This window comes from Mameliella sp. CS4 (assembly GCF_019392335.1).
GTDB lineage: Bacteria > Pseudomonadota > Alphaproteobacteria > Rhodobacterales > Rhodobacteraceae > Antarctobacter.
Genome location: NZ_JAHXRQ010000038.1, coordinates 1 through 26781, shown reverse-complemented (window position 1 = coordinate 26781; position 26781 = coordinate 1). Strand labels below are relative to the sequence as shown.

Annotated in this window: 23 protein-coding genes, 1 tRNA gene and 1 pseudogene; 21 read left to right on the top strand and 4 right to left on the bottom strand. The window is 62.7% G+C overall.

The window, feature by feature from the left end; genetic code table 11:
- Positions 1–221: 221 nt before the first annotated feature.
- Positions 222–443, bottom strand: a complete 222-nt coding sequence (locus tag KZZ07_RS25070) for a hypothetical protein (RefSeq protein ID WP_219519137.1) — start codon at positions 441–443, stop codon at positions 222–224.
- Between the two features lie 463 nt (positions 444–906).
- Here KZZ07_RS25070 and KZZ07_RS25065 point away from each other — a divergent pair.
- Positions 907–982, top strand: a tRNA-Trp gene (locus KZZ07_RS25065).
- 143 nt (positions 983–1125) lie between these two features.
- On the opposite strand, the gene KZZ07_RS25060 is transcribed toward KZZ07_RS25065, so the two are convergent.
- Positions 1126–1545, bottom strand: coding sequence for a hypothetical protein (locus KZZ07_RS25060; protein ID WP_219519134.1), 420 nt, complete (start codon positions 1543–1545; stop codon positions 1126–1128).
- A 310-nt stretch (positions 1546–1855) separates the two neighbouring features.
- On the opposite strand from KZZ07_RS25060, the gene secE reads away from it, so the two are divergent.
- The 4 genes from secE (at position 1856) to KZZ07_RS25040 (ending at position 4609) form a co-directional block, all read left to right on the top strand.
- A complete protein-coding gene (gene secE / locus KZZ07_RS25055; RefSeq protein ID WP_043137462.1) occupies positions 1856–2059 on the top strand; it encodes a preprotein translocase subunit SecE in 204 nt (67 codons plus the stop codon).
- 146 nt (positions 2060–2205) lie between these two features.
- Positions 2206–2739: a transcription termination/antitermination protein NusG gene (gene nusG, locus KZZ07_RS25050; protein WP_219519128.1), complete on the top strand. Its 534-nt coding sequence runs from the start codon at positions 2206–2208 to the stop codon at positions 2737–2739.
- A gap of 66 nt (positions 2740–2805) precedes the next feature.
- Positions 2806–3324, top strand: coding sequence for a hypothetical protein (locus KZZ07_RS25045; protein WP_219519121.1), 519 nt, complete (start codon positions 2806–2808; stop codon positions 3322–3324).
- 85 nt (positions 3325–3409) lie between these two features.
- Positions 3410–4609 (top strand): winged helix-turn-helix domain-containing protein, encoded by a 1200-nt coding sequence (locus KZZ07_RS25040; RefSeq protein ID WP_219519118.1) that lies wholly within the window; start codon positions 3410–3412, stop codon positions 4607–4609.
- On the opposite strand, the gene KZZ07_RS25035 is transcribed toward KZZ07_RS25040, so the two are convergent.
- Complete coding sequence (locus tag KZZ07_RS25035) at positions 4548–5096, bottom strand: DUF6647 family protein (protein ID WP_219519115.1); 549 nt, start codon at positions 5094–5096, stop codon at positions 4548–4550. The genes KZZ07_RS25040 and KZZ07_RS25035 overlap by 62 nt on opposite strands.
- Positions 5097–5203: 107 nt before the next feature.
- Here KZZ07_RS25035 and KZZ07_RS25030 point away from each other — a divergent pair, with 107 nt between their 5' ends.
- From KZZ07_RS25030 to KZZ07_RS24975, 12 genes are all read left to right on the top strand, one after another.
- On the top strand, positions 5204–6115 hold the full coding sequence (locus KZZ07_RS25030; RefSeq protein ID WP_219519112.1) for a LysR substrate-binding domain-containing protein: 912 nt from the start codon (positions 5204–5206) through the stop codon (positions 6113–6115).
- 173 nt (positions 6116–6288) lie between these two features.
- Positions 6289–6741: a 50S ribosomal protein L11 gene (gene rplK / locus KZZ07_RS25025; protein WP_219519108.1), complete on the top strand. Its 453-nt coding sequence runs from the start codon at positions 6289–6291 to the stop codon at positions 6739–6741.
- A 5-nt stretch (positions 6742–6746) separates the two neighbouring features.
- On the top strand, positions 6747–7445 hold the full coding sequence (gene rplA / locus KZZ07_RS25020) for a 50S ribosomal protein L1 (RefSeq protein ID WP_219519105.1): 699 nt from the start codon (positions 6747–6749) through the stop codon (positions 7443–7445).
- Positions 7446–7573: 128 nt separating this feature from the next.
- Positions 7574–8074, top strand: a complete 501-nt coding sequence (locus KZZ07_RS25015) for a putative pterin-binding protein (RefSeq protein ID WP_219519102.1) — start codon at positions 7574–7576, stop codon at positions 8072–8074.
- Positions 8075–8082: 8 nt separating this feature from the next.
- The gene (locus KZZ07_RS25010) at positions 8083–9906 is read left to right on the top strand and encodes an ATP-binding protein (RefSeq protein WP_219519100.1); all 1824 of its coding nucleotides are present in this window, start codon (positions 8083–8085) and stop codon (positions 9904–9906) included.
- 28 nt (positions 9907–9934) lie between these two features.
- A complete protein-coding gene (locus KZZ07_RS25005) occupies positions 9935–10798 on the top strand; it encodes a lipoprotein N-acyltransferase Lnb domain-containing protein (RefSeq protein WP_219519096.1) in 864 nt (287 codons plus the stop codon).
- A gap of 267 nt (positions 10799–11065) precedes the next feature.
- Complete coding sequence (rplJ, locus tag KZZ07_RS25000; RefSeq protein WP_219519093.1) at positions 11066–11584, top strand: 50S ribosomal protein L10; 519 nt, start codon at positions 11066–11068, stop codon at positions 11582–11584.
- 74 nt (positions 11585–11658) lie between these two features.
- Entirely contained in the window at positions 11659–12039 is a 381-nt protein-coding gene (rplL, locus tag KZZ07_RS24995; protein ID WP_219519090.1) for a 50S ribosomal protein L7/L12, read from the top strand.
- A gap of 612 nt (positions 12040–12651) precedes the next feature.
- On the top strand, positions 12652–16788 hold the full coding sequence (gene rpoB / locus KZZ07_RS24990; RefSeq protein WP_219519140.1) for a DNA-directed RNA polymerase subunit beta: 4137 nt from the start codon (positions 12652–12654) through the stop codon (positions 16786–16788).
- Entirely contained in the window at positions 16785–17360 is a 576-nt protein-coding gene (locus KZZ07_RS24985) for a sulfotransferase (RefSeq protein ID WP_219519087.1), read from the top strand. Before rpoB ends, KZZ07_RS24985 begins: the two co-directional genes overlap by 4 nt.
- A gap of 230 nt (positions 17361–17590) precedes the next feature.
- The gene (rpoC, locus tag KZZ07_RS24980; RefSeq protein ID WP_219519083.1) at positions 17591–21841 is read left to right on the top strand and encodes a DNA-directed RNA polymerase subunit beta'; all 4251 of its coding nucleotides are present in this window, start codon (positions 17591–17593) and stop codon (positions 21839–21841) included.
- A 131-nt stretch (positions 21842–21972) separates the two neighbouring features.
- Positions 21973–22464, top strand: coding sequence for a DUF2867 domain-containing protein (locus KZZ07_RS24975; protein ID WP_219519080.1), 492 nt, complete (start codon positions 21973–21975; stop codon positions 22462–22464).
- Here the strand turns inward: KZZ07_RS24975 and KZZ07_RS24970 are convergent.
- Complete coding sequence (locus KZZ07_RS24970) at positions 22440–23240, bottom strand: glycosyltransferase (RefSeq protein ID WP_219519077.1); 801 nt, start codon at positions 23238–23240, stop codon at positions 22440–22442. The genes KZZ07_RS24975 and KZZ07_RS24970 overlap by 25 nt on opposite strands.
- A 371-nt stretch (positions 23241–23611) precedes the next feature.
- Here KZZ07_RS24970 and rpsL point away from each other — a divergent pair, with 371 nt between their 5' ends.
- The 4 genes and pseudogenes from rpsL to KZZ07_RS24950 all read left to right on the top strand — a co-directional run.
- Positions 23612–23983 carry a 30S ribosomal protein S12 gene (rpsL, locus tag KZZ07_RS24965; protein ID WP_005862801.1) on the top strand — a complete coding sequence of 124 codons (372 nt, stop codon included), beginning with the start codon at positions 23612–23614 and terminating at the stop codon, positions 23981–23983.
- Positions 23984–23995: 12 nt separating this feature from the next.
- Positions 23996–24466, top strand: a complete 471-nt coding sequence (gene rpsG / locus KZZ07_RS24960) for a 30S ribosomal protein S7 (protein ID WP_043137418.1) — start codon at positions 23996–23998, stop codon at positions 24464–24466.
- 24 nt (positions 24467–24490) lie between these two features.
- Complete coding sequence (gene fusA / locus KZZ07_RS24955; RefSeq protein WP_219519074.1) at positions 24491–26614, top strand: elongation factor G; 2124 nt, start codon at positions 24491–24493, stop codon at positions 26612–26614.
- Between the two features lie 90 nt (positions 26615–26704).
- A pseudogene (locus KZZ07_RS24950) lies at positions 26705–26781 on the top strand (GTP-binding protein); the annotation flags it as partial.

Below are 26781 nucleotides of genomic sequence, written 5' to 3'. Positions count from 1 at the left end.
TTGAGGGCGTTGTTGATGGCCAGCACTTCGGCAGCGGTGAGGCCCGAGAAATCGGCGCCGGGCAGGATGTACTTTGCGTCGCTGTCGATCTTCGGAGCGGTCATGGCCTGCGCGGTGCCGGTCAGGGCTGCGGTTGCGATGAGGGCGGATGCGATCAGGGTTTTCATGTCAGTGTCCTTTGTCTTGAGAACGGTGTTTTTGGCGTTTGGCCCAGCGGGCGATCAGTTCAGCAGGGCGCGGATAAAGGCCTGCTTTTCGCCGTTGCTGCCGCCGCTATTGAGGGCGTTGTTGATGGCCAGCACTTCGGCAGCGGTGAGGCCCGAGAAATCGGCGCCGGGCAGGATGTACTTTGCGTCGCTGTCGATCTTCGGGGCGGTCATGGCCTGCGCGGTGCCGGTCAGGGCTGCGGTTGCGACGAGGGCGGATGCGATCAGGGTTTTCATGTCAGTGTCCTTTCTGGTGATGATGTGGCGGGTGGCCCGCCTTGTGTGGATGCCGGTCTGTCTGTCCGACACCAAGCAAATTGGGGCGTGGTCTGTGGATTTAAACTCACAGGATGATCGCGTTACATAACGTCGATTTGTTCTTGAAAAACAGTCTGATAGACAGGGGATTGTGCATAGATGCAGGGCATTGGTGCGGGTCAGGAAATGCAGGATTTCAGGCCTCTCGTGCGCCCCTCGGCGGCCGTGAGGCAGGCGGGATGAAGTGGCCGCGAAACAAGGGTCACATGATGTTGAACACCGCGTTTCGGGCACCTGCCTGGGAATTGTTTCAGGATTCTCCGCCCTGCGTGATCTCGCGAGATGCCAGGGGCACGCAGCATTCCCGGAAATCGGATGAAAAACCCGGGTCGAGGCCTCTTGATTTCGCTGTCGGGTTGGCGTACCCCACGGCACGGCCTGAAGGGGTATAGCTCAGCTGGTAGAGCGACGGTCTCCAAAACCGTAGGTCGCGGGTTCGAACCCTGCTGCCCCTGCCAAATTTCCGGACATGATCGACTGAATGTTTCGTTGCGTGCGAACGCCACGCCGCATGGCGGCGTGTGAGAGAAGGCCAGGCCCCGCACGCAAAAAAGGGGCCGCCTTTCGGCAGCCCCTCTCTTTCAGGTACTGGTCTCCGGGATCAGTTGGCCTTGATCTGCTGCACGACCGAGTCGATCTGGGAGGTGTCGCCACTGTTGATCGCGGACTGCAGGCGCTGGATCTCGAGTTCGGTCAGGGAAGAGACAACCAGTTCGGGCGCGTACAGATTGATCTGATTGCGCTCGAATTCCGTCAGGTCCGTGTTGATGTCCAGGTCGACCGGGTCCACCGGCTCGAAATTCGCGTCGGTCAGCAGGGCGCGCATCTGTGCACGTTTCTCGGACACCGACTCGCCGCTGGTGGCGATGGAGGTCAGCTGCGTCACCTGACGCTCGGTCAGCGTTTCCACGTTCACGTTCGGAAAGAACTTTTCGATGGTCTGCGTGTCGACCTGCGGTTGCGCGAATGCGCCGGTTGCGAGAACGGTGGCGAGAGCGGTTGCGGTGATAAAGCGTGTCATTGTGTGTGTCTCCTTACTCGTGATCCACGGTCTGCCAAGGCTTGCCGCCCCGGCGGTTCTGGCCAGTCAACGGGTCGGGGCGCGTCGTGTTCCATCCGGAAAAGGTGTTTTTTGACAGGGAGTTGTCGGAGAAGGTGCATCGCGAGCGCGCAACGCGGGACGGACATGCGGGTTCCATCACGACATTCCCATCAACTCTCACCCCGGTGTGACCCATACGGCGGTGGCGGCAATCGGCCCGCGGGCCTTGTATTCATGGCGCTCTCCGCGTATTTCCTCGCAAACCACCGCACGTACGGGAAGAGACAGCATGGCAACCACCAATCCGCTTCAGTTCATCCAGCAGGTCCGGGCCGAAGTGGCCAAGATCGTCTGGCCGACCCGGCGCGAGGTTTTCCTGACCACCGTCATGGTGTTCATCATGGCCACGCTGACCGCGATTTTCTTTGCGCTGGTCGACATGGGCATCCGCTTTGGCCTGCAAACCCTGCTGTCGGTGGTCGGTGGCGGCTGAGCCGGGCCGCGCAGCGGGCGGGAAGCGCTTGCAATACACGGCAAAGGCCGATAATGACCCGCGATAAGGATGGCGCGCACGGGAGTTGCGCGCCCCTTTTTGTTTTGGGCACGCCCGTGCGGGGCTTCAACAATCGAAGGTAACTCATGGCAAAGCGGTGGTACTCGGTCAGCGTCCTCTCGAACTTCGAGAAGAAGATCGCCGAACAGATCCGGACAGCGGTCGAAGAGCAGGGACTCGAGGACCAGATCGACGAGGTTCTGGTTCCCACCGAAGAGGTGATCGAGGTTCGTCGCGGCAAGAAGGTGACGACCGAACGCCGCTTCATGCCCGGGTATGTCCTGGTGCACATGGAGATGTCGGACCAGGGCTATCACCTGGTGAACTCGATCAACCGCGTCACCGGCTTTCTGGGGCCGCAGGGCCGTCCGATGCCGATGCGCGATGCCGAGGTCGAGGCGATCCTTGGCCGCGTTCAGGAGAACGAGGATGCGCCGCGCACGCTCATCCATTTCGAGAGCGGCGAGAAGGTCAAGGTCACCGACGGGCCTTTCGAGGGCTTCGATGGCATGATCGAGAGCGTGGACGAAGACAACCAGCGTCTGCGCGTCGCGGTGTCGATCTTTGGCCGCGAGACGCCGGTGGAACTGGAATTCACGCAGGTTACGAAAGAGACATAGCGCGGGATGGGGTTCTCGTCGCCATTGTCTGCATTTCCGACGCGCTTTCTGCGAGCCGGGACGTCCATGTTGCTCTCTTTCGGCGTTTCCTGGGGGAGCGTCGCGCTGGCGGACGGTGTGCGCGAAACGAATTACCAGCAAGGGCGCCTGGAAACGACGCATACCCTCATCGGGTCGCTCAGGCCCGAGCACAGCCTTGATGTGCGTTCGCGGGACGGGGTGATCCGTGCTGTAGGCGGAAGCGATGTCGCCGAGGGGAACCCGCTGTCCATTGTAAAAGAGACGGATGGAAGGCGGGCGATCGTATTGCACTTTGACAAGGCTGCCTGCGCGGTGGGCATCCAGGTGTCGATCAAGTGGGGCCAGCCGTCCAATTCAGTGCCCATTGATTTTGAGTTCTTCGATCGCGACGGTCGTACAATCGACGTGCAGCACCGGTGGCCCGCCATTGGAACGACCCGACAAGCTTATCAAAGCGAGTCTGTTTCTTATGCTTTTTCGGCCGTCCGGGTCTCTTCGCCGACCGAATGGTTGGAAAGGATCAGTGGCGTATGGATGATGCCTTGCAGCATGGCTGTTTCCTGAAACGATCGCGTCTTGTGATGTCTCGTCATGCCCTTGCCGTCGTGTCCTTTGGCCCGGCGCGCGATCCCGGACCGGATGGGACTGTGTGACGCCGCTTCGCATTCATAACGCCGATGCCCGCAGGCTGTGGCTGGCCTCTCACGGCTTGGCCGAGCCGCCGGTGGGTGGCCCGCCGACACTGGATGTCATCCGAGACCTGGGATTTGTTCAGCTGGACACGATCCAGGTGGTCAGCCGGGCGCATCACCACATCCTCTGGAGCCGCAACCAGAGCTATCGCGAACCGGAACTGGACCGGCTATTGCGCGGGCGGCATGTGTTCGAACATTTCACGCATGATGCCTCGGTCCTGCCGATGGAAATGCTGCCGCTGTGGCGGCGGCAGTTCGACCGGATGCGGCGAAAGGCCGAAAGCTGGGCCTGGTATGTGGGGCGTGGCGACGACGCGCTGATGGACGAGATCCTGGGGCGCATCCGCGAGGAAGGGGCGCTGTGCACGCGCGACTTCGACACCCAGATCGAAGGGGAGCGCGCCATGTGGAAACGCCCACCGCACAAGAAGGCGCTGGATTATCTGTGGTACGCGGGCGAACTGGCGACCTGCCACCGCGAGGGCGTCATCAAGTATTATGACCTGGCCGAACGGGTCTTTCCCGAGGATCTGCGGAACACTGTTCTGCCGGACGAGGCGCAGGTGGATGGCCTGTGCCGCGAGGCGCTGGCGCGGCTGGGCTTTGGCACTCTGGGCGAGGTGCGCAAGTTCTGGGAGGCGGCGGAGGTGGCCGAGGTTTCCGCCTGGGCCGAACGGGACAAGGGCGCCTATGTGCCGGTGCAGATCGAGGGCGCGGACGGGCGTTGCACCAAAGGTGTGGCCGTGCCCGACATCGAAGAGCGGCTTGCCTCGGCGCCGGCGCCCACCTCGCGCCTGCGGATCCTCAACCCTTTCGATCCGGCGATCCGGGATCGGGCGCGGGTCCGGCGGCTGTTCGGGTTCGACTATACAGTCGAGATGTTCGTGCCCGCCGCGCAACGTCAGTGGGGCTATTACGTTTATCCCATGCTGGAAGGCGACCGGCTGGTCGGACGGATCGAGGTCAAGGCAGAGCGCTCCCAGGGGCGCATGGGTGTCCTGAATCTCTGGTGGGAACCGGGGGTCAGCGGAGGCAAGGGGCGGATGGCCCGGCTGGAGGCGGAACTGGCGCGGCTGGCGCGGCTGGCCGGAGTCAGTCCGGATGTATGTCTCGGCGGGGGCAGCCGGAGTCCAGCACCACCGCGATCCAGTTGACGTCGGCCTTCAGCCCGAGGTCCCCCAGCCAGGCGTCCTGCAGGCGGTAGGCGGGCAGTTCCTGCGCCGCGGGACAGTACCAATGCCCGGCCTCTGCCTGCCGGTGGTGGATGAGTTCATGCAGTAGAACGCTCACGTCGAAGGGATCGCGGGGGTCCCACGGGCGGACGAGGTAGACGGTCTGTTGATCGGGATCGTAAAAGCCGCGCGCCCGACCGCCGTGCCGAGATGCGTGCCGGGCGGAAAGGTTCCTGGCCTGCGTCTCGCCGATCAGGCGGATCTGGGGGCGTTCCGTGCGGCGGGGCAGGGCCGTCCGGGTGTCTATCCAGGTGTCGAGATGCGCCACCAGATCGGTGGTCGTGGCCGCGTCTCGCCAGGCCAGCGGGTCCGGTCGCCCGTCTGCTTGGGTGCCAACCGGGGTGATCGCGGACAAAAGGAGGGTGAGGGCGCACGCGATGCGTGCGCCGGGGCGCGTGGTGAAGGACATGGTTGCCTCCGCTGGGGTTTGGGATGTCGCAGGAAAAATGCTAGGCTGACGCCGGTCACGAGGCAAAAGGTGAAATTTCAACCGCGATTGAAAAGGATTCACGCGCAATGGGACGAAAACTGCCTCCGTTCGCCGCTGTCCGCGCATTCGAGGCAGCGGCCCGGAACATGAGCTTCAAGAAGGCGGCCGAAGAGCTGTGCCTGTCGCCTTCGGCGGTCAGCCACCAGATCCGTTCGCTGGAGGGGCACCTGGACACCAGGCTGTTCGAACGGCGCGGCAACGAATTGTCCCTGACGCTGACCGGGCAGGGCTATGCCAAAAGCCTCACTGTCTTTCTCGACGGGGTCGAGGACTCGACGCGCTCGATCCACGAGGCGGGGCAGCAGCCATTCCGCGTGCTGTGCACGCCGGGGTTTGCCGCGCGTTGGCTGGTGCCGCGCCTGAACCGCCTGCCCTTTGGCGATCGCGTCCGCCTGCGCGTTTCAGACGGGGCGCCCTCTACCGATTTCGCAAGCAACGATGCGGATGTGGTGATCCAGTGGGCCGATGACCGCGTGCCGGGTGTCCGGACCGACCCAATCATGGAATCGAGCCGCTACCCGGTCATCAGCCCGGACCTGCTGGCCCGGAGCAATCTCCGCGCACCCGAGGATCTGTTGGACCTCACCCTGATGCACGACGAAGTTCTGGACGCCTGGGCCGAGTGGTTCCAGGCCGCCGGGGTGAACCCGCCCGCAATGCCGCGGGGCCCGGTCTTTCCGAATTGCGAATTCTCGACAACCGCGGCGGAGCAGGGGCAGGGGGTCTCGCTGGCCTATGACGCGATGGTCCGCGGGACGCTTGCCGCCGGGCGGCTGGTGCGTCTGTTCGATACAGTGACCATGCCGGTTGTCATCTATTCGCTGGCATGGCCGGTGTCCCGCGTGGACGATCCGATGATCCGGGAGTTCCGCGACTGGATCTTTGCCGAGGCGGCGGAGGACATGCCCGCAACGGCGCCCCTTGCAGCCGCCGAATAGGGATTCCGCTTGCGATGATAGGCGCACGGGTGTATCCGGCGCGCTCATGCCGACCCGGGGCGACTCGGGCGGTATACCTATCGTGGGAGGCGAGGGCATCGCGATGTCCGGACCAGACCACGCCACAAACTGCCCCCAGACGCGTCCGGGGGAGATGGAACAGGAGAACGCCCGTGGCCAAGAAGCTCGCCGGCAAGATGAAGCTGCAGATCCCTGCAGGCAAAGCCAACCCCTCGCCGCCCGTGGGTCCCGCCCTGGGTCAGCGCGGCATCAACATCATGGAATTCTGCAAGGCGTTCAACGCCAAGACGCAGGACATGGAGCCGGGCGCGCCTTGCCCGACCGAGATCACCTATTACCAGGACAAGTCCTTCACCATGGAAGTCAAGACGCCGCCCGCGTCTTACTACCTGAAAAAGGCCGCCGGCCTGAAGCCCGTCGGCAAGCGGAACCGTCCGCGCGGCGCGGTGACACCGGGCCGCGAAACCATCGCCACCGTGACCGTGGCGCAGGTGCGTGAGATCGCCGAAGCCAAGATGAAAGACCTCTCGGCCAATGACATCGAAGCGGCAATGAAGATCATCCTCGGCTCCGCGAGCTCGATGGGTATCGAGGTGAAGGGGTAATCGTCATGGCAAAGCTTGGAAAACGCGCAAAGGCGGCCCGTGAGGCCTTCGCCGGCAAGGAAAACATCACCGTCGAAGAGGCTGTGACGCTGATCAAGTCGAACTCGAACACCAAGTTCGACGAGACCATCGAAATCGCCATGAACCTAGGTGTCGACCCGCGTCACGCAGACCAGATGGTCCGCGGCGTTGTCGGCCTGCCGAACGGCACCGGCAAGACCACCCGCGTGGCGGTTTTCGCCCGTGGCCCCAAGGCTGAAGAAGCCCAGGCCGCAGGCGCGGACATCGTCGGCGCAGAGGACCTGATGGAAACCATCCAGAACGGCACCATCGAGTTCGACCGTTGCATCGCGACGCCGGACATGATGCCGATCGTCGGTCGTCTGGGCAAGATCCTGGGCCCGCGCAACCTGATGCCGAACCCCAAGGTCGGCACCGTGACGATGGACGTGGCCCAGGCGGTCAAGGACGCCAAGGGCGGCCAGGTGCAGTTCAAGGCCGAAAAGGCCGGTGTCGTGCATGCAGGCGTCGGCAAGGTTTCCTTTGACGAGGCCAAGCTGGTCGAGAACATCCGCGCCTTTGTTGGTGCGGTCTCGGCAGCCAAGCCGACCGGCGCAAAGGGCACCTACATGAAAAAGATCGCGCTGAGCTCGACGATGGGCCCGGGCGTCACGGTCGATATCATGAACGCGACCGGCAACTGAGCCGAACCGCGGATCTGACGAGAAAAGGCGGGCCAGTGGCCCGCCTTTTTTGTTGCTTGCAAACCCCGCGTTAAGGTGGGGCGCTTAGATCGGAAGACACGCCATGCACCAACCGGATGGAGGTCTGGGTGTTCCGATTCTGCTTTTACCTGTTCTGTCTGTTCGCGATGCCCCTCGCAGGTCCTGCCCGCGCGCTGGACGCGCCGCAAGGGGCGCCGATCCTCATTGTCGACGGGCTGATCGCGGAGACGAATGATCGCGACCGGGCCCTCTTTGACCGCGCCATGCTAGAGGCGCTCGACTGGCAAGAGATCGAAACATATACCGAATTCAGCCCCGGGGTGCAGCGCCTGGCCGGGCCCAGCCTTGCCTCGCTGCTGGATCAGCTGGGTGTCCGGCAGGGTACGCTGCGGGCCGTGGCGCTTGATGATTACATGATCAGAATCCCCGTGTCCGACGTGGCGGAATTTGGGATCATCCTGGCAATTGAGCGGGACGGCATGCCGATGCGCATCCGCAACAGGGGGCCGATCTGGATCGTCTACCCGGCCCCCACGCGGGAGGATGTGAACGAACTGCACAGCTCGCGCATGATATGGCAATTGCATCGCCTGACGGTCGAGCCCTGATCGCCGGCATGGAGCAGATCCGCACCAATGCGCGCACCCTTCGGGCCTTGATCGCGATTTCCATCGCACTGGGTCTGGCCGCGCTGCTGCTGGACTACAACCGCGCCCACGGCGTCTCGCGCGAACTGACCGTCCGCAACCTGAACACCATGTTGTGGAGCATCAGCGAGCTGAACTTCGAAAGCCAGCGCCTGATCGGTATCCTCAAGGACTATGGCCACGGCACCGTCGACCTGGAAACCGCCCGGCTGCGGTTCGACGTGCTGTGGAGCCGGGTCGATATCGTCCGGAATCAACCCTTTGGCGAATCCACCGGATTTCACGACCTTGTTGCCGAATTCGACAGGTTCCTGGACGAGGGGGACGCCATTCTTTTTGCGCTGGAGCCGCCAACGGATGTTCAGCTGTCCTGGTTGGTGGGGCAATTGGACGACCTGGCCATCCGCAGCCGACGCCTCTGGTCCGGCAACTTCGGCGCCCGGAACCCGGCAAGCCATGTCGTCAATGAATTCGAGGACCTGACCGCGACCCGGTTGACGGATTTCGGGGCGCTGACCCTGTTGCTGCTGTTGATGGTCTATTTCCTGGCGGAAATTGTCTTTGCCGGGCGCGGCCAGCGCAGGGAGGCCGAACTGCGGCGCGAAGCGGCAGAGGCCAACGCCGCCAAGACGCGGTTCCTGGCCAATGTCAGCCACGAGATCCGGACACCGCTGAACGGCATTCTCGGCATGGCCTCCGAACTGTCCGAGTCGCAGTTGACCGAGGATCAGGCGCAATGCCTGCAGATCATCGAGCAATCGGGCACGGTTCTGCTGGGCACGATCAACGACGTGCTGGACCTGTCCCGGATCGAGGCCGGACAGTTGAGCGTCGAGGCGCGTCCCTTTGCCCTGCGCGGTCTCGTCGAGGCGGCCTGCGCGCTCTACGGGGCGCGGGCGCGGGAAAAGGATCTGTACCTGACGCTGGACATACAGGACAACCTGCCGCCGACCCTGATGGGCGACGAGTTCCGCATCCGCCAGGTACTGAACAACCTGATCGCAAACGCAGTGAAATTTACCTCTGAAGGGGGGGTCATGGTGCGCGTGCGGCCCGACCTGGACGGCAGCCGACTTGTCATCGCGGTGCAGGACAGCGGGCCGGGCATCGAGCGCGAGGCGCAGGCCCGGATATTCGAACCCTTCCTGCAGGCGGATGCCAGCGTCACGCGTCGTCATGGCGGCAGCGGACTGGGGCTGACGATTTCGCGCCAGCTCTGCCAGGCGATGGGGGGCGATCTCATGGTTGTGAGCCGTCCGGGTCACGGCGCCACGTTCTTTTGCGATCTGCCGCTGCGCGCGGCCAACGCCGAGGAGGCGCGAAAGGTCCGCATCGAAACGGCCCGCCCGCCGAACCTGTCGGGGCGCTGCATCCTGGTGGCAGATGACAATGCAACCAACCGGCTGATCCTGGACCGTTTCCTGCGCAACACCGGGGCCGAGGTCCGGTTCGCCGAAACCGGCGAAGAGGCGGTAGAGCTGGTGCGCGCGGGCGGCATCGACATGGTCTTGATGGACGTGCAGATGCCGGTCATGGACGGTGTCGCCGCCACGCGAGAGATCCGGGCGCTGGAACGGGTTGCGGATGGCCCCCGCACCGGCATCATCGCCGTCACCGCCAATGTGCTGAGCCACCAGGTCCAGAGTTATCGTGACGCCGGCATGGATGACGTCCTGTGCAAGCCGGTGTCCAAGCGCGACCTGATGGTGGTGCTCGCGGATCGCATGGGAGCCGCGCCGCCTCCGGCCGAGTCTGCTGCACCGGACCGCTATTTGCGTGCCTCGTCTTCCTGACGTCGCCGCGATCGGGTAGGGGAGGTGGATGAAACGCTTTCTGCTCTTGCTGCCTGTGATCGTAGGTGTCGGACTTGTTGCGAACTGGCACCTGACGGCGCCCTCGCACGACCGCGACTGGCGCGCGGATTACAGCCGCCTGCCCGGAGTGGAGCGGGTGGACAACAGGTTCCGCATCGAGAACATCCGCGACTGGGACTACGCCGAGGACGGATCGGTGACGCGGCAGGACTGGATCACGCGAGAGATCGACCCGGCAACGCTGAGCCAAGCCTATTTCCTGGTTGAACCCTTCGGCAGCATCGAGGCCATCGCTCATACCATGCTGGTCTTCGCCTTTGAGGATGGATCCGCCTATGTCGCCTCGATCGAGGCACGGCGCGAGGTGGGAGAGGCCTACAGCGCGCCAAAGGCGGCTGTCCTGCCGATCTTCGAGTATATCTTTGTCTGGACGACCGAACGCGATATGTACGGCAACAGCGAGTTCATGGCCGGGGATGAGCTGTTCCTCTACCCGTTGGACATTCCGCTGGCGCAGCAGCAGGCCGTTCTGCGCGCGGTCATCGCGGAAACCGCAGAGATCCAGCAGGAGCCGCGCTGGTACAACACGTTGTTTTCCAATTGCACCAACGTTCTGGCGCGGACGGTCAACAAGATCGCGCAGGACGCGGTGCCGTTTGACAAGGCCTGGTACCTGACCGGCTACGCGGATGAGTTCCTTTATTCCGAGGGGTTCATCGCGCAGGGCGAGAGTTTCGATGCGGTGCGCGATGGGGCACTGATCTCTCCGCTGATCCGCGAGGTATACGACATCGCCGATCCTGTCGCCTTTTCCCGGGCCTTCCGCGCGCGCCGGGCCGGGAGCCAGGGAAAAATTCCGCCACGCCCCTAGATGCCCCCTTGGCACCGCGCGCGATGATGTTAAAGGAAGGCCTGCACAGCGGGGCGCGATTCGTCGTGAGCCGTTTGCATTTCGTCCGAGACGGTGGGTTGGCCGAGGCCGATAAATCCTGCCTGAGACGGGAAGAGACATCTTTTCAGGCCGCGCCCCGTGCGCGTGCCCCACAGGATGCGTCGACCCTCATTCGGACTTCAATGGCAGGGGAAACCTTGCCGGAAAGAGCCGGAGGGTCCGCCCTCCAACAACTGGAGTGAAACTGTGGATAGAGCCCAGAAAGAAAAATTGGTCGAGGAACTCGGCCAGGTCTTCGAAAGCTCTGGCGTCGTGGTGGTTGCCCGCTACGAAGGTCTCACGGTTGCCGAAATGACGGACCTGCGCGGTCGTGCCCGTAACGGGGATGCCGTGGTCCGTGTCGCCAAGAACAGGCTCGCCAGGATCGCCGTCGATGGAACGCAGTGCGAAGGTATCGCACCGCTTCTGGGCGGCATGACTGTTCTCACCTACTCCGAGGACCCCGTGGCTGCGGCCAAGGTCGTCGAGGACTTTGCCAAGGACAACAAGAAATTCGAAATCCTTGGCGGGTCGATGGGTGGAACGGTTCTGGACCGGGCCGGTGTCGAAGCCGTGTCGAAAATGCCGTCGCGCGACGAGCTCATCTCGTCGATCGTTGGCTGCATCGGCGCACCCGCTTCGAACATCGCCGGTGCCATTGGCGCACCTGCTTCGAACATCGCCTCCATCCTGTCGACCATCGAGGAAAAGCAGGAAGCGGCGTAAGGCAAACCGCAATGACCCTCGTAGGGAATTCTCCCTGACGTTGGAAAACACATCTAAACGGAAAGAGTCTCAAAATGGCTGATCTCAAAGCACTCGCCGAGCAAATCGTGGGCCTGACCCTGCTCGAGGCACAAGAACTGAAAACCATCCTCAAGGACGAATACGGCATCGAGCCGGCAGCCGGTGGCGCCGTCATGATGGCCGGTCCCGCAGGCGACGCCGGTGGCGAAGCCGCAGAAGAGCAGACCGAGTTCGACGTCATCCTGAAGTCGGCCGGCGACAAGAAGATCAACGTGATCAAAGAAGTCCGCGGCATCACCGGCCTGGGCCTGAAAGAAGCCAAAGAGCTGGTCGAGGCCGGCGGCAAGGCTGTCAAAGAAGGCGTTTCCAAGGACGAAGCCGAGGAAATCAAGAAAAAGCTCGAAGAAGCAGGCGCAGAAGTCGAGCTCAAGTGATCTGGCGGGAAGCCTCTGCTTCCCTGTCCATTTCGAAACGCCTCCGGTCCTGCCGGAGGCGTTTTTCTTTGGTGCCAAAGGGGCTGCCGACTGTGGTCGGGGCGGGCCAGAGCGCGGCGAAAACAACCGCAAATCGCATCCCAGCTTGACGATCGGGTTAACTTTTGCCATTCTCGCAAGGTGTGGAAATCGCAAAGCTCCTGCTGTGGGCTTGCGTTCTTGTGCTTAACCGAATATTCGGAAGTCTCCGGCGGGGTCGAGCGATTCGAGCCCGCTATCGGCTTTTTGGATTGCGAGGTGTCGGCAGCTCCCCATTGATATGTCAGCGCATGGTCCCCACGTCGTCCTGTCCATCCAGAAAATGCAGCCGGATCGACGCCCGACAAGGCCGTGACCCCGGGTTTGGCGCTGAACTCCGAACATGAACGCCGGTCTTGGCAAGCCCCTCTGCCCGAGGGGTTTCCCAAGGCAGGACACTACGGATCGAGTGGCACGCGGTGGGACGCGCGCCGAGAATGGATCCGATTGACTGTCATCACTGACGCGCCGGCGGCTGTGGCCCCCGACAGCCGGTCCGCGCGGGCAGAGAACACGGAAAGGGTGGCTCCACTCATGGCGCAAAGTTTCCTCGGTCAGAAACGCCTTCGTCGCTATTACGGCAAAATTCGTGAAGTCCTTGAAATGCCGAACCTCATCGAGGTTCAGAAATCCAGCTACAAGCTTTTCCTCCAAAGCGGCGACGAGCCGCAGCCGATGGATGGCGAGGGCATCAAGGGTGTGTTCCAGTCGGTTTTCCCGATCAAGGATTTCAACGAAACCGCCGTCCTGGAATTCGTCAACTACGAGCTGGAAAAGCCGAAATACGACGTCGAAGAGTGCATGCAGCGCGACATGACCTATGCCGCCCCGCTGAAGGTCACCCTGCGTCTGATCGTGTTCGATATCGACGAAGATACCGGCGCAAAGTCGGTCAAGGACATCAAGGAGCAGGATGTCTTCATGGGCGACATGCCCCTGATGACGCCCAACGGCACCTTCATCGTCAACGGCACCGAGCGGGTCATCGTTTCCCAGATGCACCGCTCGCCCGGTGTGTTCTTTGACCACGACAAGGGCAAGACGCATTCCTCGGGCAAGCTGCTGTTTGCCTGCCGGATCATTCCCTATCGCGGCTCCTGGCTCGACTTCGAGTTCGACGCCAAGGACATCGTGTTCGCCCGCATCGACCGCCGCCGCAAGCTGCCGGTGACGACGCTGCTGTATGCCCTGGGTCTCGACCAGGAATCCATCATGGATGCCTATTACGATACGGTGAACTTCGAGTATCGCCGTGGCGAGGGCTGGGCGACCAAATTCTTTCCCCAGCGCGTGCGCGGCACCCGTCCGACCTTTGACCTGGTCGACGCGGACAGCGGTGAGGTGATCGGCGAAGCCACCAAGAAGATGACCCCGCGGGCGGTCAAGAAGCTGATCGACGAAGACAAGGTCAAGAACCTGCTGGTGCCCTTCGAACATATCGTCGGCAAGTTCGTGTCCAAGGATATCATCAACGAGGAAACCGGTGCGATCTACGTCGAGGCCGGGGATGAGCTGACCTGGACCGTCGACAAGGACGGCGAAGTGACCGGCGGCACGCTGAAAGAGCTGCTGGATGCCGGCATCACCGACATCCCGGTCCTGGACATCGATAACGTCAACGTCGGTCCGTACATGCGCAACACGATGGCGCAGGACAAGAACATGGATCGCAACACCGCGCTGATGGACATCTATCGCGTGATGCGTCCGGGCGAGCCGCCCACCGTCGAAGCGGCCTCGTCGCTGTTCGACACGCTGTTCTTCGACTCCGAGCGGTATGACCTCTCCGCCGTGGGCCGCGTGAAGATGAACATGCGCCTGGCGCTTGAAAAGCCGGACACCCAGCGCACGCTGGATCGCGAAGACATCGTCGCCTGCATCAAGGCGCTGGTGGACCTGCGTGACGGCAAGGGCGACATCGACGACATCGACCACCTGGGCAACCGCCGCGTCCGTTCTGTCGGCGAGCTGATGGAAAACCAGTACCGTGTCGGCCTGCTGCGGATGGAGCGCGCGATCAAAGAGCGCATGTCAAGTGTCGAGATCGACACCGTGATGCCGCAGGACCTGATCAACGCGAAACCGGCCGCCGCCGCCGTGCGCGAGTTCTTCGGTTCGTCGCAGCTGTCGCAGTTCATGGACCAGACCAACCCGCTGTCCGAAGTGACGCACAAGCGCCGTCTCTCGGCGCTTGGACCGGGCGGCCTGACCCGTGAGCGCGCAGGCTTTGAGGTGCGCGACGTGCACCCGACGCACTATGGCCGGATGTGCCCGATTGAAACGCCGGAAGGCCCGAACATTGGTCTGATCAACTCGCTGGCGACCTTCGCCCGGGTGAACAAGTACGGTTTCATCGAGACCCCCTATCGGGTGGTCAAGGATCGTGTGGTCACCGACGAGGTGCACTACATGTCCGCGACCGAGGAAATGCGTCACACCGTGGCGCAGGCCAACGCGAAACTGGACGATGACGGCCGGTTCGAGAACGACCTGGTGTCGACCCGGAAATCGGGCGACTACACGCTGTCGCCTTCGGAAAACGTCGACCTGATCGACGTTTCGCCGAAACAGCTGGTCTCGGTTGCGGCCTCGCTCATCCCGTTCCTGGAAAACGACGACGCCAACCGCGCCCTGATGGGCTCGAACATGCAGCGTCAGGCGGTTCCGACCCTGCGCGCCGAGGCGCCGCTTGTCGGCACCGGCATCGAGGAAGTCGTGGCGCGGGATTCCGGCGCGGCGGTTCTGGCCAAACGTGCCGGGATCATCGACCAGGTCGACGCGATGCGGATCGTTGTGCGCGCCACCGAGGATCTCGAGCCCGGTGACCCGGGCGTCGACATCTACCGGATGCGCAAGTTCCAGCGCTCGAACCAGAACACCTGCATCAACCAGAAACCTCTGGTGAAGGTGGGTCAGAAGGTTGGCAAGAACGAGGTCATCGCAGACGGCCCGTCCACCGACATGGGGGAACTGGCGCTTGGCAAGAACGTCATCGTCGCCTTCATGCCCTGGAACGGCTACAACTACGAGGACTCGATCCTGATCTCTGAGCGGATCGCCAAGGATGACGTCTTCACCTCCGTCCACATCGAGGAATTCGAAGTGGCGGCGCGCGACACCAAGCTTGGCCCGGAAGAGATCACCCGCGACATCCCGAACGTCGGCGAGGAAGCCCTGCGCAACCTCGACGAAGCGGGCATCGTCTATATCGGGGCGGACGTGGAGCCGGGCGACATCCTGGTGGGCAAGATCACCCCCAAGGGCGAAAGCCCGATGACGCCGGAAGAGAAACTGCTCCGCGCCATCTTCGGTGAAAAGGCCTCGGATGTGCGCGACACCTCGCTGCGGGTCAAGCCGGGCGATTACGGGACGGTCGTCGAGGTCCGGGTGTTCAACCGCCACGGTGTCGAAAAGGACGAACGTGCCCTGCAGATCGAGCGGGAAGAGATCGAACAGCTGGCCCGTGACCGGGACGACGAGCTGGCGATCCTCGACCGCAACATCTATGCGCGCCTGCGCTCGATGATCGAAGGCAAGACCGCCGTCAAAGGCCCCAAGGGTGTGCGCTCGAATTCCGAGATCAACGAGGAATTGCTGTCGAGCCTGACCCGCGGTCAGTGGTGGCAGCTCGCCCTGGGCGAGGAAGAAGACGCCAAGCACGTCGAAGCGCTGCACGAGCAATACGAAGTGCAGAAGCGCGCGCTGGATGCCCGTTTCGAGGACAAGGTCGAAAAGGTCCGCCGTGGCGACGACCTGCCCCCGGGCGTGATGAAGATGGTCAAGGTCTTCATCGCCGTGAAGCGCAAGCTGCAGCCGGGCGACAAGATGGCCGGCCGTCACGGCAACAAGGGTGTCGTGTCGCGCGTGGTTCCGCAGGAGGACATGCCCTTCCTCGCGGACGGGACGCCGGTCGACTTCTGCCTCAACCCGCTGGGCGTGCCTTCGCGGATGAACGTCGGTCAGATCCTTGAAACCCACATGGGCTGGGCCGCGCGCGGTCTGGGCATCGAGGTGGACGAGGCGCTGCAAGAGTACCGCCGGTCGGGTGACATGACCCCGGTGCGCGAGGCGCTGCGGATCGCCTATGGCGACGAGGTCTATGAAGAAGGGCTGCAGCCGCTCGAAGAAGAAGATCTGCTGGAAGCGGCAAGCAACGTCATTCGTGGCGTTCCGATCGCGACCCCGGTCTTTGACGGTGCAAAGGAAGCGGACGTGAACGACGCGCTCAAGCGTGCCGGGTTTGATCAGAGCGGCCAGTCCGATCTGTTTGACGGCCGCACCGGCGAGCAGTTCAGCCGCCAGGTGACGGTGGGTGTGAAATACCTGCTCAAACTGCACCACCTGGTCGACGACAAGATCCACGCCCGTTCGACGGGGCCGTACTCGCTCGTCACGCAGCAGCCGCTGGGTGGTAAGGCACAGTTCGGTGGTCAGCGCTTCGGTGAGATGGAGGTCTGGGCTCTGGAAGCTTACGGCGCCGCCTACACCCTGCAGGAAATGCTGACGGTGAAGTCGGACGACGTGGCCGGCCGGACCAAGGTCTACGAGAGCATCGTCAAGGGCGAGGACAACTTCGAGGCCGGCGTGCCGGAATCGTTCAACGTTCTCGTCAAGGAGGTCCGGGGTCTGGGCCTCAACATGGAACTCCTGGATACGGAGGAAGACGAGTGAAACTCTGGCGTTCAACCCAGGGAAACTCTGACGCTCCGGTCACTCGGGATGGCACGCGGGTCGCGCTGGTGACCGGCGCTCCGCGCAGCGGAACGACGGCACTGGTCGAGCTGCTGAACTGTCACCCCGATATCGCCATGATGAACGAGCGCTACAACCGGCTCGTGGCTCGGGAAGAGGTCGGACTAGATCACTTCCTGAGCGACCGCCTGCGCGATTTTCAGGACGGGGACGGCAGTCCGGTGGCCTTTGGCATGGATGTGACCCAACAAGCACTGTCCAAACTGGGCAGCGCCAAGGTTGTTGGTGACAAGGTGCCGCGTCCCCGGAACATGTTCAAGCTGGCGCAGCGCCTCGGTAATGCGCCGGTGATCGCCATCCTTCGCGAGCCGCAGGGCATGGCCGAAAGCTACATGGGCCGTGTGCGGCGTGCAGAAATGCAACTGGCCAAGGGCGGCAACGCCACTTGGCAGACGCAACGCGACTTCAAGGCCGCCGTTCGGGAGTTCAACGACTACGTCGAACTTCTGCGTGACATGTCCGCGTCCAAGTCGGGCGGCACAATGCCCTGACTGCTGATAGACTATGTCAGCCTGTTCTCCGGGGCGTTCCCCGTAGAAAGGATTTTCGAGTTTCTCGATCTGGACCCGTCCCGCGCCTCGGGACTGGACAGCGTTCTAAACGTTCGCGACGCCAAGCGCTTGGCGGCAGATGAGATGAAACAATTCGTTGGACTTCACGCCGACTATTCCGGCTACCGCCAAGTCTATGACCGGATGGGGCTGGCAGGAAAGGACACCAAATGAACCAGGAACTGACCAACAACCCGTTCAACCCTGTTGCGCCGGTAAAAACCTTTGACGAGATCAAGGTGTCTCTGGCCTCGCCCGAGCGGATCCTCTCGTGGTCCTTCGGCGAGATCAAGAAGCCGGAAACCATCAACTACCGTACGTTCAAGCCCGAGCGTGACGGGTTGTTCTGCGCGCGTATCTTTGGCCCGATCAAGGATTACGAATGCCTCTGCGGCAAGTACAAGCGCATGAAGTACCGCGGCGTCGTCTGCGAGAAATGCGGCGTCGAAGTCACGCTGCAAAAGGTCCGCCGCGAGCGCATGGGCCACATCGAGCTGGCCGCGCCCTGCGCCCATATCTGGTTCCTCAAGTCGCTGCCCTCGCGCATCGGCCTGATGCTGGACATGACGCTGCGTGACCTGGAGCGGGTTCTGTACTTCGAAAACTACGTCGTGATCGAGCCCGGCCTGACTGATCTGACCTATGGCCAGATGCTGAACGAAGAGGAATTCCTCGACGCGCAGGATCAATACGGCATGGACGCCTTCACCGCCAACATCGGCGCCGAGGCGATCCGCGAGATGCTGGCCGCCATCGACCTCGAGGCCGAGGCAGAAAACCTGCGCGCCGACCTCAAGGAAGCGACCGGCGAGCTGAAGCCCAAGAAGATCATCAAGCGCCTCAAGGTCGTGGAATCCTTCCTCGAGTCGGGCAACCGCCCCGAGTGGATGATCCTGACCGTCGTGCCGGTGATCCCGCCGGAACTGCGTCCGCTGGTGCCGCTGGACGGTGGCCGCTTTGCGACCTCCGACCTCAACGACCTGTACCGCCGCGTGATCAACCGGAACAACCGTCTCAAGCGGCTGATCGAGTTGCGCGCGCCGGACATCATCGTCCGCAACGAAAAGCGGATGCTGCAGGAATCCGTGGATGCGCTGTTCGACAACGGTCGCCGTGGCCGCGTCATCACCGGCGCCAACAAGCGCCCGCTGAAGTCGCTCAGCGACATGCTGAAAGGCAAGCAGGGCCGCTTCCGTCAGAACCTTCTGGGGAAACGCGTCGACTTTTCGGGCCGGTCGGTCATCGTGACCGGGCCGGAGCTGAAGCTGCACCAGTGCGGTCTGCCGAAAAAGATGGCGCTCGAACTCTTCAAGCCCTTCATCTACTCGCGGCTGGAGGCCAAGGGCCTTTCCAGCACGGTGAAGCAGGCCAAGAAACTGGTCGAGAAAGAGCGCCCCGAAGTCTGGGACATCCTTGACGAGGTCATCCGTGAGCACCCGGTTCTGCTGAACCGCGCGCCCACGCTGCACCGTCTGGGCATCCAGGCCTTCGAACCCACACTGATCGAGGGCAAGGCGATCCAGCTGCACCCGCTGGTCTGCTCGGCTTTCAACGCCGACTTTGACGGTGACCAGATGGCCGTGCACGTCCCGCTGAGCCTCGAGGCCCAGCTTGAAGCGCGCGTGCTGATGATGTCGACGAACAACGTTCTGTCGCCCGCCAACGGCGCACCGATCATTGTTCCTTCGCAGGATATGATCCTTGGTCTCTACTATGTGACCATCGCCCGCGACGGCATGAAGGGTGAAGGCATGATCTTCTCCTCGCCGGAAGAGGTTCAGCACGCGCTGGACTCGGGCGAGGTGCACCTGCACGCCAAGATCACCTGCCGGATGCCGCAGATCGACGAAGAGGGCAACGAAGTCTGGTCGCGCGTCGAAACCACCCCGGGCCGCGTGCGGCTGGGTGGTCTGCTGCCGCTGAATGCCAAGGCGCCTTTCGAGCTGGTGAACCGTCTGCTCCGCAAGGGCGACGTGCAGACCGTCATCGACACCGTCTACCGTTATTGCGGTCAGAAAGAGTCGGTGATCTTCTGTGACCAGATCATGCGCCTGGGCTTTGTCGAAGCCTTCAAGGCGGGCATCTCGTTCGGCAAGGACGACATGGTCATTCCCGACAACAAGTGGGAACTGGTCGACGAGACGCGCGATCAGGTGAAGGACTTTGAACAGCAGTACATGGACGGCCTGATCACCCAGGGCGAAAAGTACAACAAGGTTGTGGACGCCTGGTCGAAGTGTAACGACAAGGTCACCGAGGCGATGATGAACACCATCTCCGCCCGGCGTGAGGACGAGAACGGGGCCGAGATGGAACCGAACTCGGTCTACATGATGGCCCACTCCAAGGCCCGTGGCTCGGTCACGCAGATGAAACAGCTGGGCGCGATGCGCGGCCTGATGGCGAAGCCGAACGGCGACATCATCGAAACGCCGATCATCTCGAACTTCAAGGAAGGTCTGACCGTTCTGGAGTACTTCAACTCCACCCACGGTGCCCGTAAGGGCCTGTCGGACACCGCTCTGAAGACGGCGAACTCGGGTTATCTGACCCGCCGTCTGGTGGACGTTGCACAGGACTGCATCATCCGCATGACGGACTGTGGCACCGACCGCGCGATCACCGCCGAAGCGGCAGTGAACGATGGTGAGGTTGTGTCTACGCTTGGCGAGCGCATCCTGGGCCGTACTGCGGCAGAGGATCTGGTGCACCCCGAGACCGGCGAGATGATGGTCCGTGAGGGTGAGCTGATCGACGAACGCATGGCGGATACCGTCGAGGAGTCCGGCCTGCAGACCGCGCGCATCCGCTCGCCCCTGACCTGCGAGGCCGAGGAAGGCGTCTGCGCGACCTGCTATGGTCGTGACCTGGCGCGCGGTACGATGGTGAACACCGGCGAGGCCGTGGGCATCATCGCGGCGCAATCGATCGGTGAGCCGGGCACGCAGCTGACCATGCGGACCTTCCACATGGGCGGCGTTGCCCAGGGTTCCTCGCGGTCCTTCCTCGAAGCCAGCCAGAACGGCAAGATCGCCTTCGCGAACCCCGGCATCATCACCAATGCCGCGGGCGAGCAGATCGTCATGAACCGGAACATGCAGGTCCTGATCATGAACGACCAGGGCGAGGAAATCGCATCCCACAAGATGGGCTACGGTTCCAAGCTGTTCGTGACCGAAGGTCAAGAGGTCAAGCGCGGCGACAAGCTGTACGAATGGGACCCCTACACGCTGCCGATCATCGCCGAGAAGGACGGTGTGGCCAAGCATGTGGACCTGGTGACAGGGATCGCGGTGCGCGACGAGACCGACGATGCCACCGGCATGACCCAGAAGATCGTGATCGACTGGCGGGCCGCGCCCAAGGGCAACGAGCTCAAGCCCGAGATCATCCTGATGGATGCCGACGGCGAGCCGGTACGCAACGATCAGGGCAACCCGATCAAGTACACCATGTCGGTGGACGCCATCCTGTCCTGTGAAGACGGGCAGGAGGTCAAGGCCGGTGACGTCGTGGCGCGTATCCCGCGGGAAGGCGCCAAGACGAAGGACATCACCGGTGGTCTGCCGCGTGTGGCCGAACTCTTTGAGGCGCGTCGCCCCAAGGATCACGCCATCATCGCGGAAATCGACGGCTACGTGCGCTTTGGCAAGGACTACAAGAACAAGCGCCGGATCAGCATCGAACCGTCGGACGACAGCCTCGAGCCCAAGGAATACATGATCCCCAAGGGCAAGCACATCCCGGTTGCCGAAGGTGATTTCATCCAGAAGGGTGATTACATCATGGACGGCAACCCGGCCCCGCACGACATTCTGTCGATCATGGGGATCGAGGCCCTGGCCAACTACATGATCGACGAGGTGCAGGACGTCTACCGGTTGCAGGGCGTGAAGATCAACGACAAGCACGTCGAGGTCATCGTTCGCCAGATGCTGCAGAAGTGGGAGATCCTGGACAGCGGTGACACGACGCTGCTCAAGGGCGAACACGTCGACAAGGTGGAGTTCGACGAAGCCAACGAGAAGTCCGAGAAGAAGGGTGGCCGTCCGGCACAGGGCGAACCGATCCTTCTGGGCATCACCAAGGCTTCGCTGCAGACCCGCTCGTTCATCTCGGCGGCCTCCTTCCAGGAGACCACCCGCGTGCTCACAGAGGCCTCTGTGCAGGGCAAGAAGGACAAGCTGGTCGGCTTGAAGGAGAACGTCATCGTGGGCCGCCTGATCCCGGCGGGCACCGGTGGCGCCACTCAGAAGGTGCGCCGCGTTGCCCAGGACCGCGACAACGTCGTGATCGAGGCGCGCCGCGAGGAGGCCGAAGCGGCCGCCGCGCTGGCCGCCCCGGATACGATGGGCGACGACGTGGTGGGGGGCGACGAGTTCGACACCCTGATCGTCGACACTCCGGAAAGCCGCGAGTGATCGCCAACGCCCAAGGGCTCTGACATCGAAGACGCCCCCGCGATCCGCGGGGGCGTTTTTCTTGGTCACTGGATGGCATGGCGGCTGGGGCGCCTTTGCGCATCGGACGCGGTCGTGACACAAGGATGCCCATGCAGATCGAGACTTCTCAGCTGCGGATCGTCGCGCCGCGCAGCCAGCTGAATTTCCTGGACATCCAGTCCGTGACCCTTGCCGAGCCGCTGAGCCCGATCCAGACCTATGGGCATTTGTCCGGCTGGATGGCGCAACGGTTCGGCTGGGCCTTTCGCGTCCGGGATGCGTTGAGCGCGCCCTTTGGCGTCCGCCCTATCCGGGGATTCTCCGGCCGCAAGCCGGTGGCCGCGACCGAAGGTGAGAGGCTGGATTTCTTCCTGGTTGAGAAGGCAACACCGGATGTGCTGGTCCTGACAGGGCGCGACAGGCACCTGGACGTGATGACCTGCATCGCCTGTTCGGGTCGCGACGTTTCGATCACCTCGTCGGTCGTGACGCACAATGCCTTTGGCCGCCTTTACATGGTGGTGGTCGGCCCGATGCACCGGGTGATCGTCCGCCGCTCACTTGCCCATATGAAGGATCAGGCGAACACCCGCCGGACGTGATCGGCATCGATCGCGAACCGGGCCTTCAATTCGGCCTCCCCCTCGGCGTCGAGCCGGGGCAGGGCGACGGGTTTGACGTGTTTCTTCTGCCGCGAGTCGTTGTGATCGTTGTGCCCGCGCAGGTACATCACCTTGTCGGTAAAGGTCACCGTGGGCATGAACTGGTTCAGCTTGTTGTGGGCAAAATTCATGACGGTCTGCCGGGCGCCGGGCCGGACGGCGACGGCCTGTGCCACGCCCCAGTAAGGCGTAACCTGCACCTCGGCGCAGATGCCGCTTGCGTCGGGGCGCCCGATGTAGCCCCGGTTCCAGTCGAAGCCGACCAGCCGGTGCCGATCCAGCAAGGGGGCCACGTCATCTGCGGCCTGGCGCATGTCCTGGACGAAATCCACCGCCACCGCGTCATCATCGTCATGCCGGAACTGCAGGCAGGGCTCTCCGGGCGCGCGCAGGGCGTTGATGACCTCCTGGCAGACTTTCCGATGCGGGCCAGGCGGGCGCGAGACGATGACAGCCTGCGGAAATCCCTCGACCAGCGCGGCAAGGCGTTCCAGCCACTGGTTCGGCATGGCATCGCCGACGAGGATCGCGAACAGGAAATCCGGGTCGGTCTGCGCCTTGAGACCGGGCAGGCAAAGGCACTCGAAATGGCGAAACCGCTCTTCCATCCGCGCCGGTGCATACAGGTAGGCCATCCGGTCTTCGAGGCTGGAGTGCGCCACCTGAAAGCCCCCTTCGGCGGGGTAGGAAAACCGGCAGAATCCGATGACTTGCATCCCGTTGTCCCATGTGCGAAGCGGTTGCCCTTGAATGGCATTGCCGTCCCGTCCCGGCAAGCCCGCAGGGCTGTTGACAAGGTCCGCGACTCCCCCTATACGCCCCGCTAATCCGCGTCAGACTTCGGGCTGATTGCGTCCTTACATAACCAGGCGGTCATGATCCGGGCCACTATCGCCCCGATCCTCTGAACACCCACCGCGTCGTTTCCTCGGTACGGAAACGGATGCGGTTTTTTCGTCGTTTGCCATCACGTCTTGGCGACGGCACATGAACCGGCCCGCGTGATCGCGCGCGGCGCCAGAACCTGAACCTCCGCACGGGAAGGCCCGTGCAACACATTTGTGAGAAGCACGGGGAAATAACCGGAATGCCCACGATCCAACAGCTGATCCGCAAGCCGCGGCAGCCCAAAGTCAAGCGCTCGAAGTCGCAGCACCTTGAGCAGTGCCCGCAGAAACGCGGTGTCTGCACCCGCGTCTACACCACCACGCCGAAGAAGCCGAACTCGGCTATGCGGAAGGTGGCCAAGGTGCGTCTGACCAACGGTTACGAGGTGATCAGCTACATCCCCGGTGAAAGCCACAACCTTCAGGAGCACTCGGTGGTCCTGATCCGTGGCGGTCGTGTCAAAGACCTTCCCGGTGTGCGTTACCACATTCTGCGCGGTGTTCTGGATACCCAGGGCGTCAAGGACCGGAAGCAGCGTCGTTCGAAGTACGGCGCCAAGCGTCCCAAGTAAGAGGATACACAGATGTCTCGTCGTCACGCCGCTGAGAAACGCGAAGTCCTGCCCGACGCCAAGTATGGCGATCGCGTCCTGACCAAGTTCATGAACAACCTGATGTACGACGGCAAGAAATCCGCCGCCGAACGCATCGTCTACAACGCGCTCGACCGGGTCGAAGCCAAGGTCAAGCGCGCGCCGGTGGAAATCTTCCACGAGGCGCTGGACAACATCAAGCCGTCGGTCGAGGTCCGCTCGCGCCGCGTTGGTGGTGCCACCTACCAGGTCCCGGTCGAAGTGCGCCCCGAGCGCCGCGAAGCCCTGGCTATCCGTTGGCTGATCAACGCCTCGCGCGCCCGCAATGAAAACACCATGGAAGAACGCCTCGCCGGCGAACTGATTGACGCAGTGCAGTCACGCGGTGCCGCCGTTAAGAAGCGCGAAGACACCCACAAGATGGCCGACGCCAACAAAGCGTTCAGCCATTACCGCTGGTAAACAATTCTTCTGAGGACAAGCCCTATGGCACGCGATTATCCCCTCGAGCGTTACCGGAACTTCGGTATCATGGCGCATATCGACGCCGGCAAGACCACCTGTTCCGAACGCATCCTGTTCTACACCGGCAAGTCGCACAACATCGGCGAGGTGCATGACGGCGCCGCGACGATGGACTGGATGGAGCAGGAGCAGGAACGCGGGATCACCATCACTTCCGCTGCGACGACCACCTTCTGGCAGTGGCAGGAAGACCCGTCCGCCGAAGGCACCTACGACACCAAGTACCGGATGAACATCATCGACACCCCCGGGCACGTCGACTTCACCATCGAAGTCGAACGCTCGCTGGCCGTGCTCGACGGTGCCGTCGCGGTGCTGGACGCCAACGCCGGTGTCGAGCCGCAGACCGAGACGGTCTGGCGCCAGGCCGACCGCTACAAGGTTCCGCGCATCGTCTTCGTCAACAAGATGGACAAGATCGGCGCGGACTTCTTCAACTGCGTCAACATGATCAAGGAACGCACCGGTGCGATCCCGGCCCCGATCCAGATTCCGATCGGCGCCGAGAGCGAGCTGGAAGGCATCATCGACCTGGTCACTATGGAAGAGTGGACCTGGAAGGGTGAAGACCTGGGCGCCTCCTGGACCCGTCAACCGATCCGCGACTCGCTCAAGGATCAGGCCGACGAATGGCGTGCCCATCTGATCGAGACCGCGGTCGAGATGGATGACGACGCGATGGAAGCCTACCTGGAAGGCGAAGAGCCCGATATCGCGACTCTGCGCAAGCTGATCCGCGCCGGTACGCTGGCGATCAAGTTCATCCCTGTGCTCTGTGGCTCCGCGTTCAAGAACAAGGGTGTGCAGCCGCTGCTGAACGCCGTGGTGGACTACCTGCCCAGCCCGCTGGACGTGGTCGACTACATGGGCTTTGCCCCGGACGACGAGACCGAAACGCGGAACATCCCGCGTCGCGCGGACGACACGATGCCTTTCGCCGGCCTTGCGTTCAAGATCATGAACGACCCCTTCGTGGGCTCCCTGACCTTCACCCGGATCTACTCCGGCGTGATGAACAAGGGGGATTCGATCCTGAACTCGACCAAGGGCAAGAAAGAGCGCATCGGTCGTATGATGATGATGCACTCGAACAACCGCGAGGAAATCGAAGAGGCCTTCGCGGGCGACATCATCGCGCTGGCGGGTCTGAAGGACACCACCACCGGTGACACGCTCTGCGACGCCAAGGCGCCGGTGGTTCTGGAAACCATGACCTTCCCGGATCCGGTGATCGAGATCGCGGTCGAGCCCAAGACCAAGGGCGACCAGGAGAAGATGTCCCAGGGTCTGGCCCGTCTGGCCGCCGAAGATCCGTCCTTCCGCGTGGAGACCGACATCGAGTCCGGTCAGACCATCATGAAAGGCATGGGCGAACTTCACCTGGACATCCTGGTTGACCGTCTCAAGCGCGAGTTCAAGGTCGAGGCCAATATCGGTGCGCCGCAGGTGGCTTATCGCGAGACCATCGGTCACGAGATCGAGCACACCTACACCCACAAGAAACAGTCGGGTGGGTCGGGTCAGTTCGCGGAAGTGAAGCTCATCATTTCTCCGACAGAGCCGGGCGAAGGCTACACCTTCGAATCCCGCATCGTCGGTGGTTCGGTTCCGAAGGAATACATCCCGGGTGTCGAAAAGGGCATCAAGTCGGTTATGGACTCCGGTCCTCTGGCAGGCTTCCCGGTCATCGACTTCAAGGTCGCGCTGATCGACGGCAAGTTCCACGACGTGGACTCCTCGGTTCTGGCCTTCGAAATCGCATCCCGGATGGCCATGCGCGAAGGTCTGCGCAAAGCTGGCGCCAAGCTGCTGGAACCGATGATGAAGGTCGAAGTGATCACCCCGGAAGAATACACCGGCGGTATCATCGGCGACCTGACCTCGCGTCGGGGCCAGGTGTCCGGCCAGGAGCCGCGCGGCAACGCCGTGGCGATCAACGCCAACGTTCCGCTGGCCAACATGTTCGGCTACATCAACACCCTGCGTTCGATGTCCTCGGGCCGCGCGCAGTTCACGATGCAGTTCTCGCACTACGACCCCGTGCCGCAGAACATCTCGGACGAGATCCAGGCCAAATACGCGTAACCGGCGGTGCGCCGTAAAGGCGCACCCTACACCAGCCCGTAGGGTGCGCGGTTTTGCGCACCGCACGACAAGAAAAAGGGAGCCAATATCATGGCAAAGGAAAAGTTTGAACGCGGCAAGCCGCACTGCAACATCGGCACGATTGGCCACGTTGACCACGGCAAGAC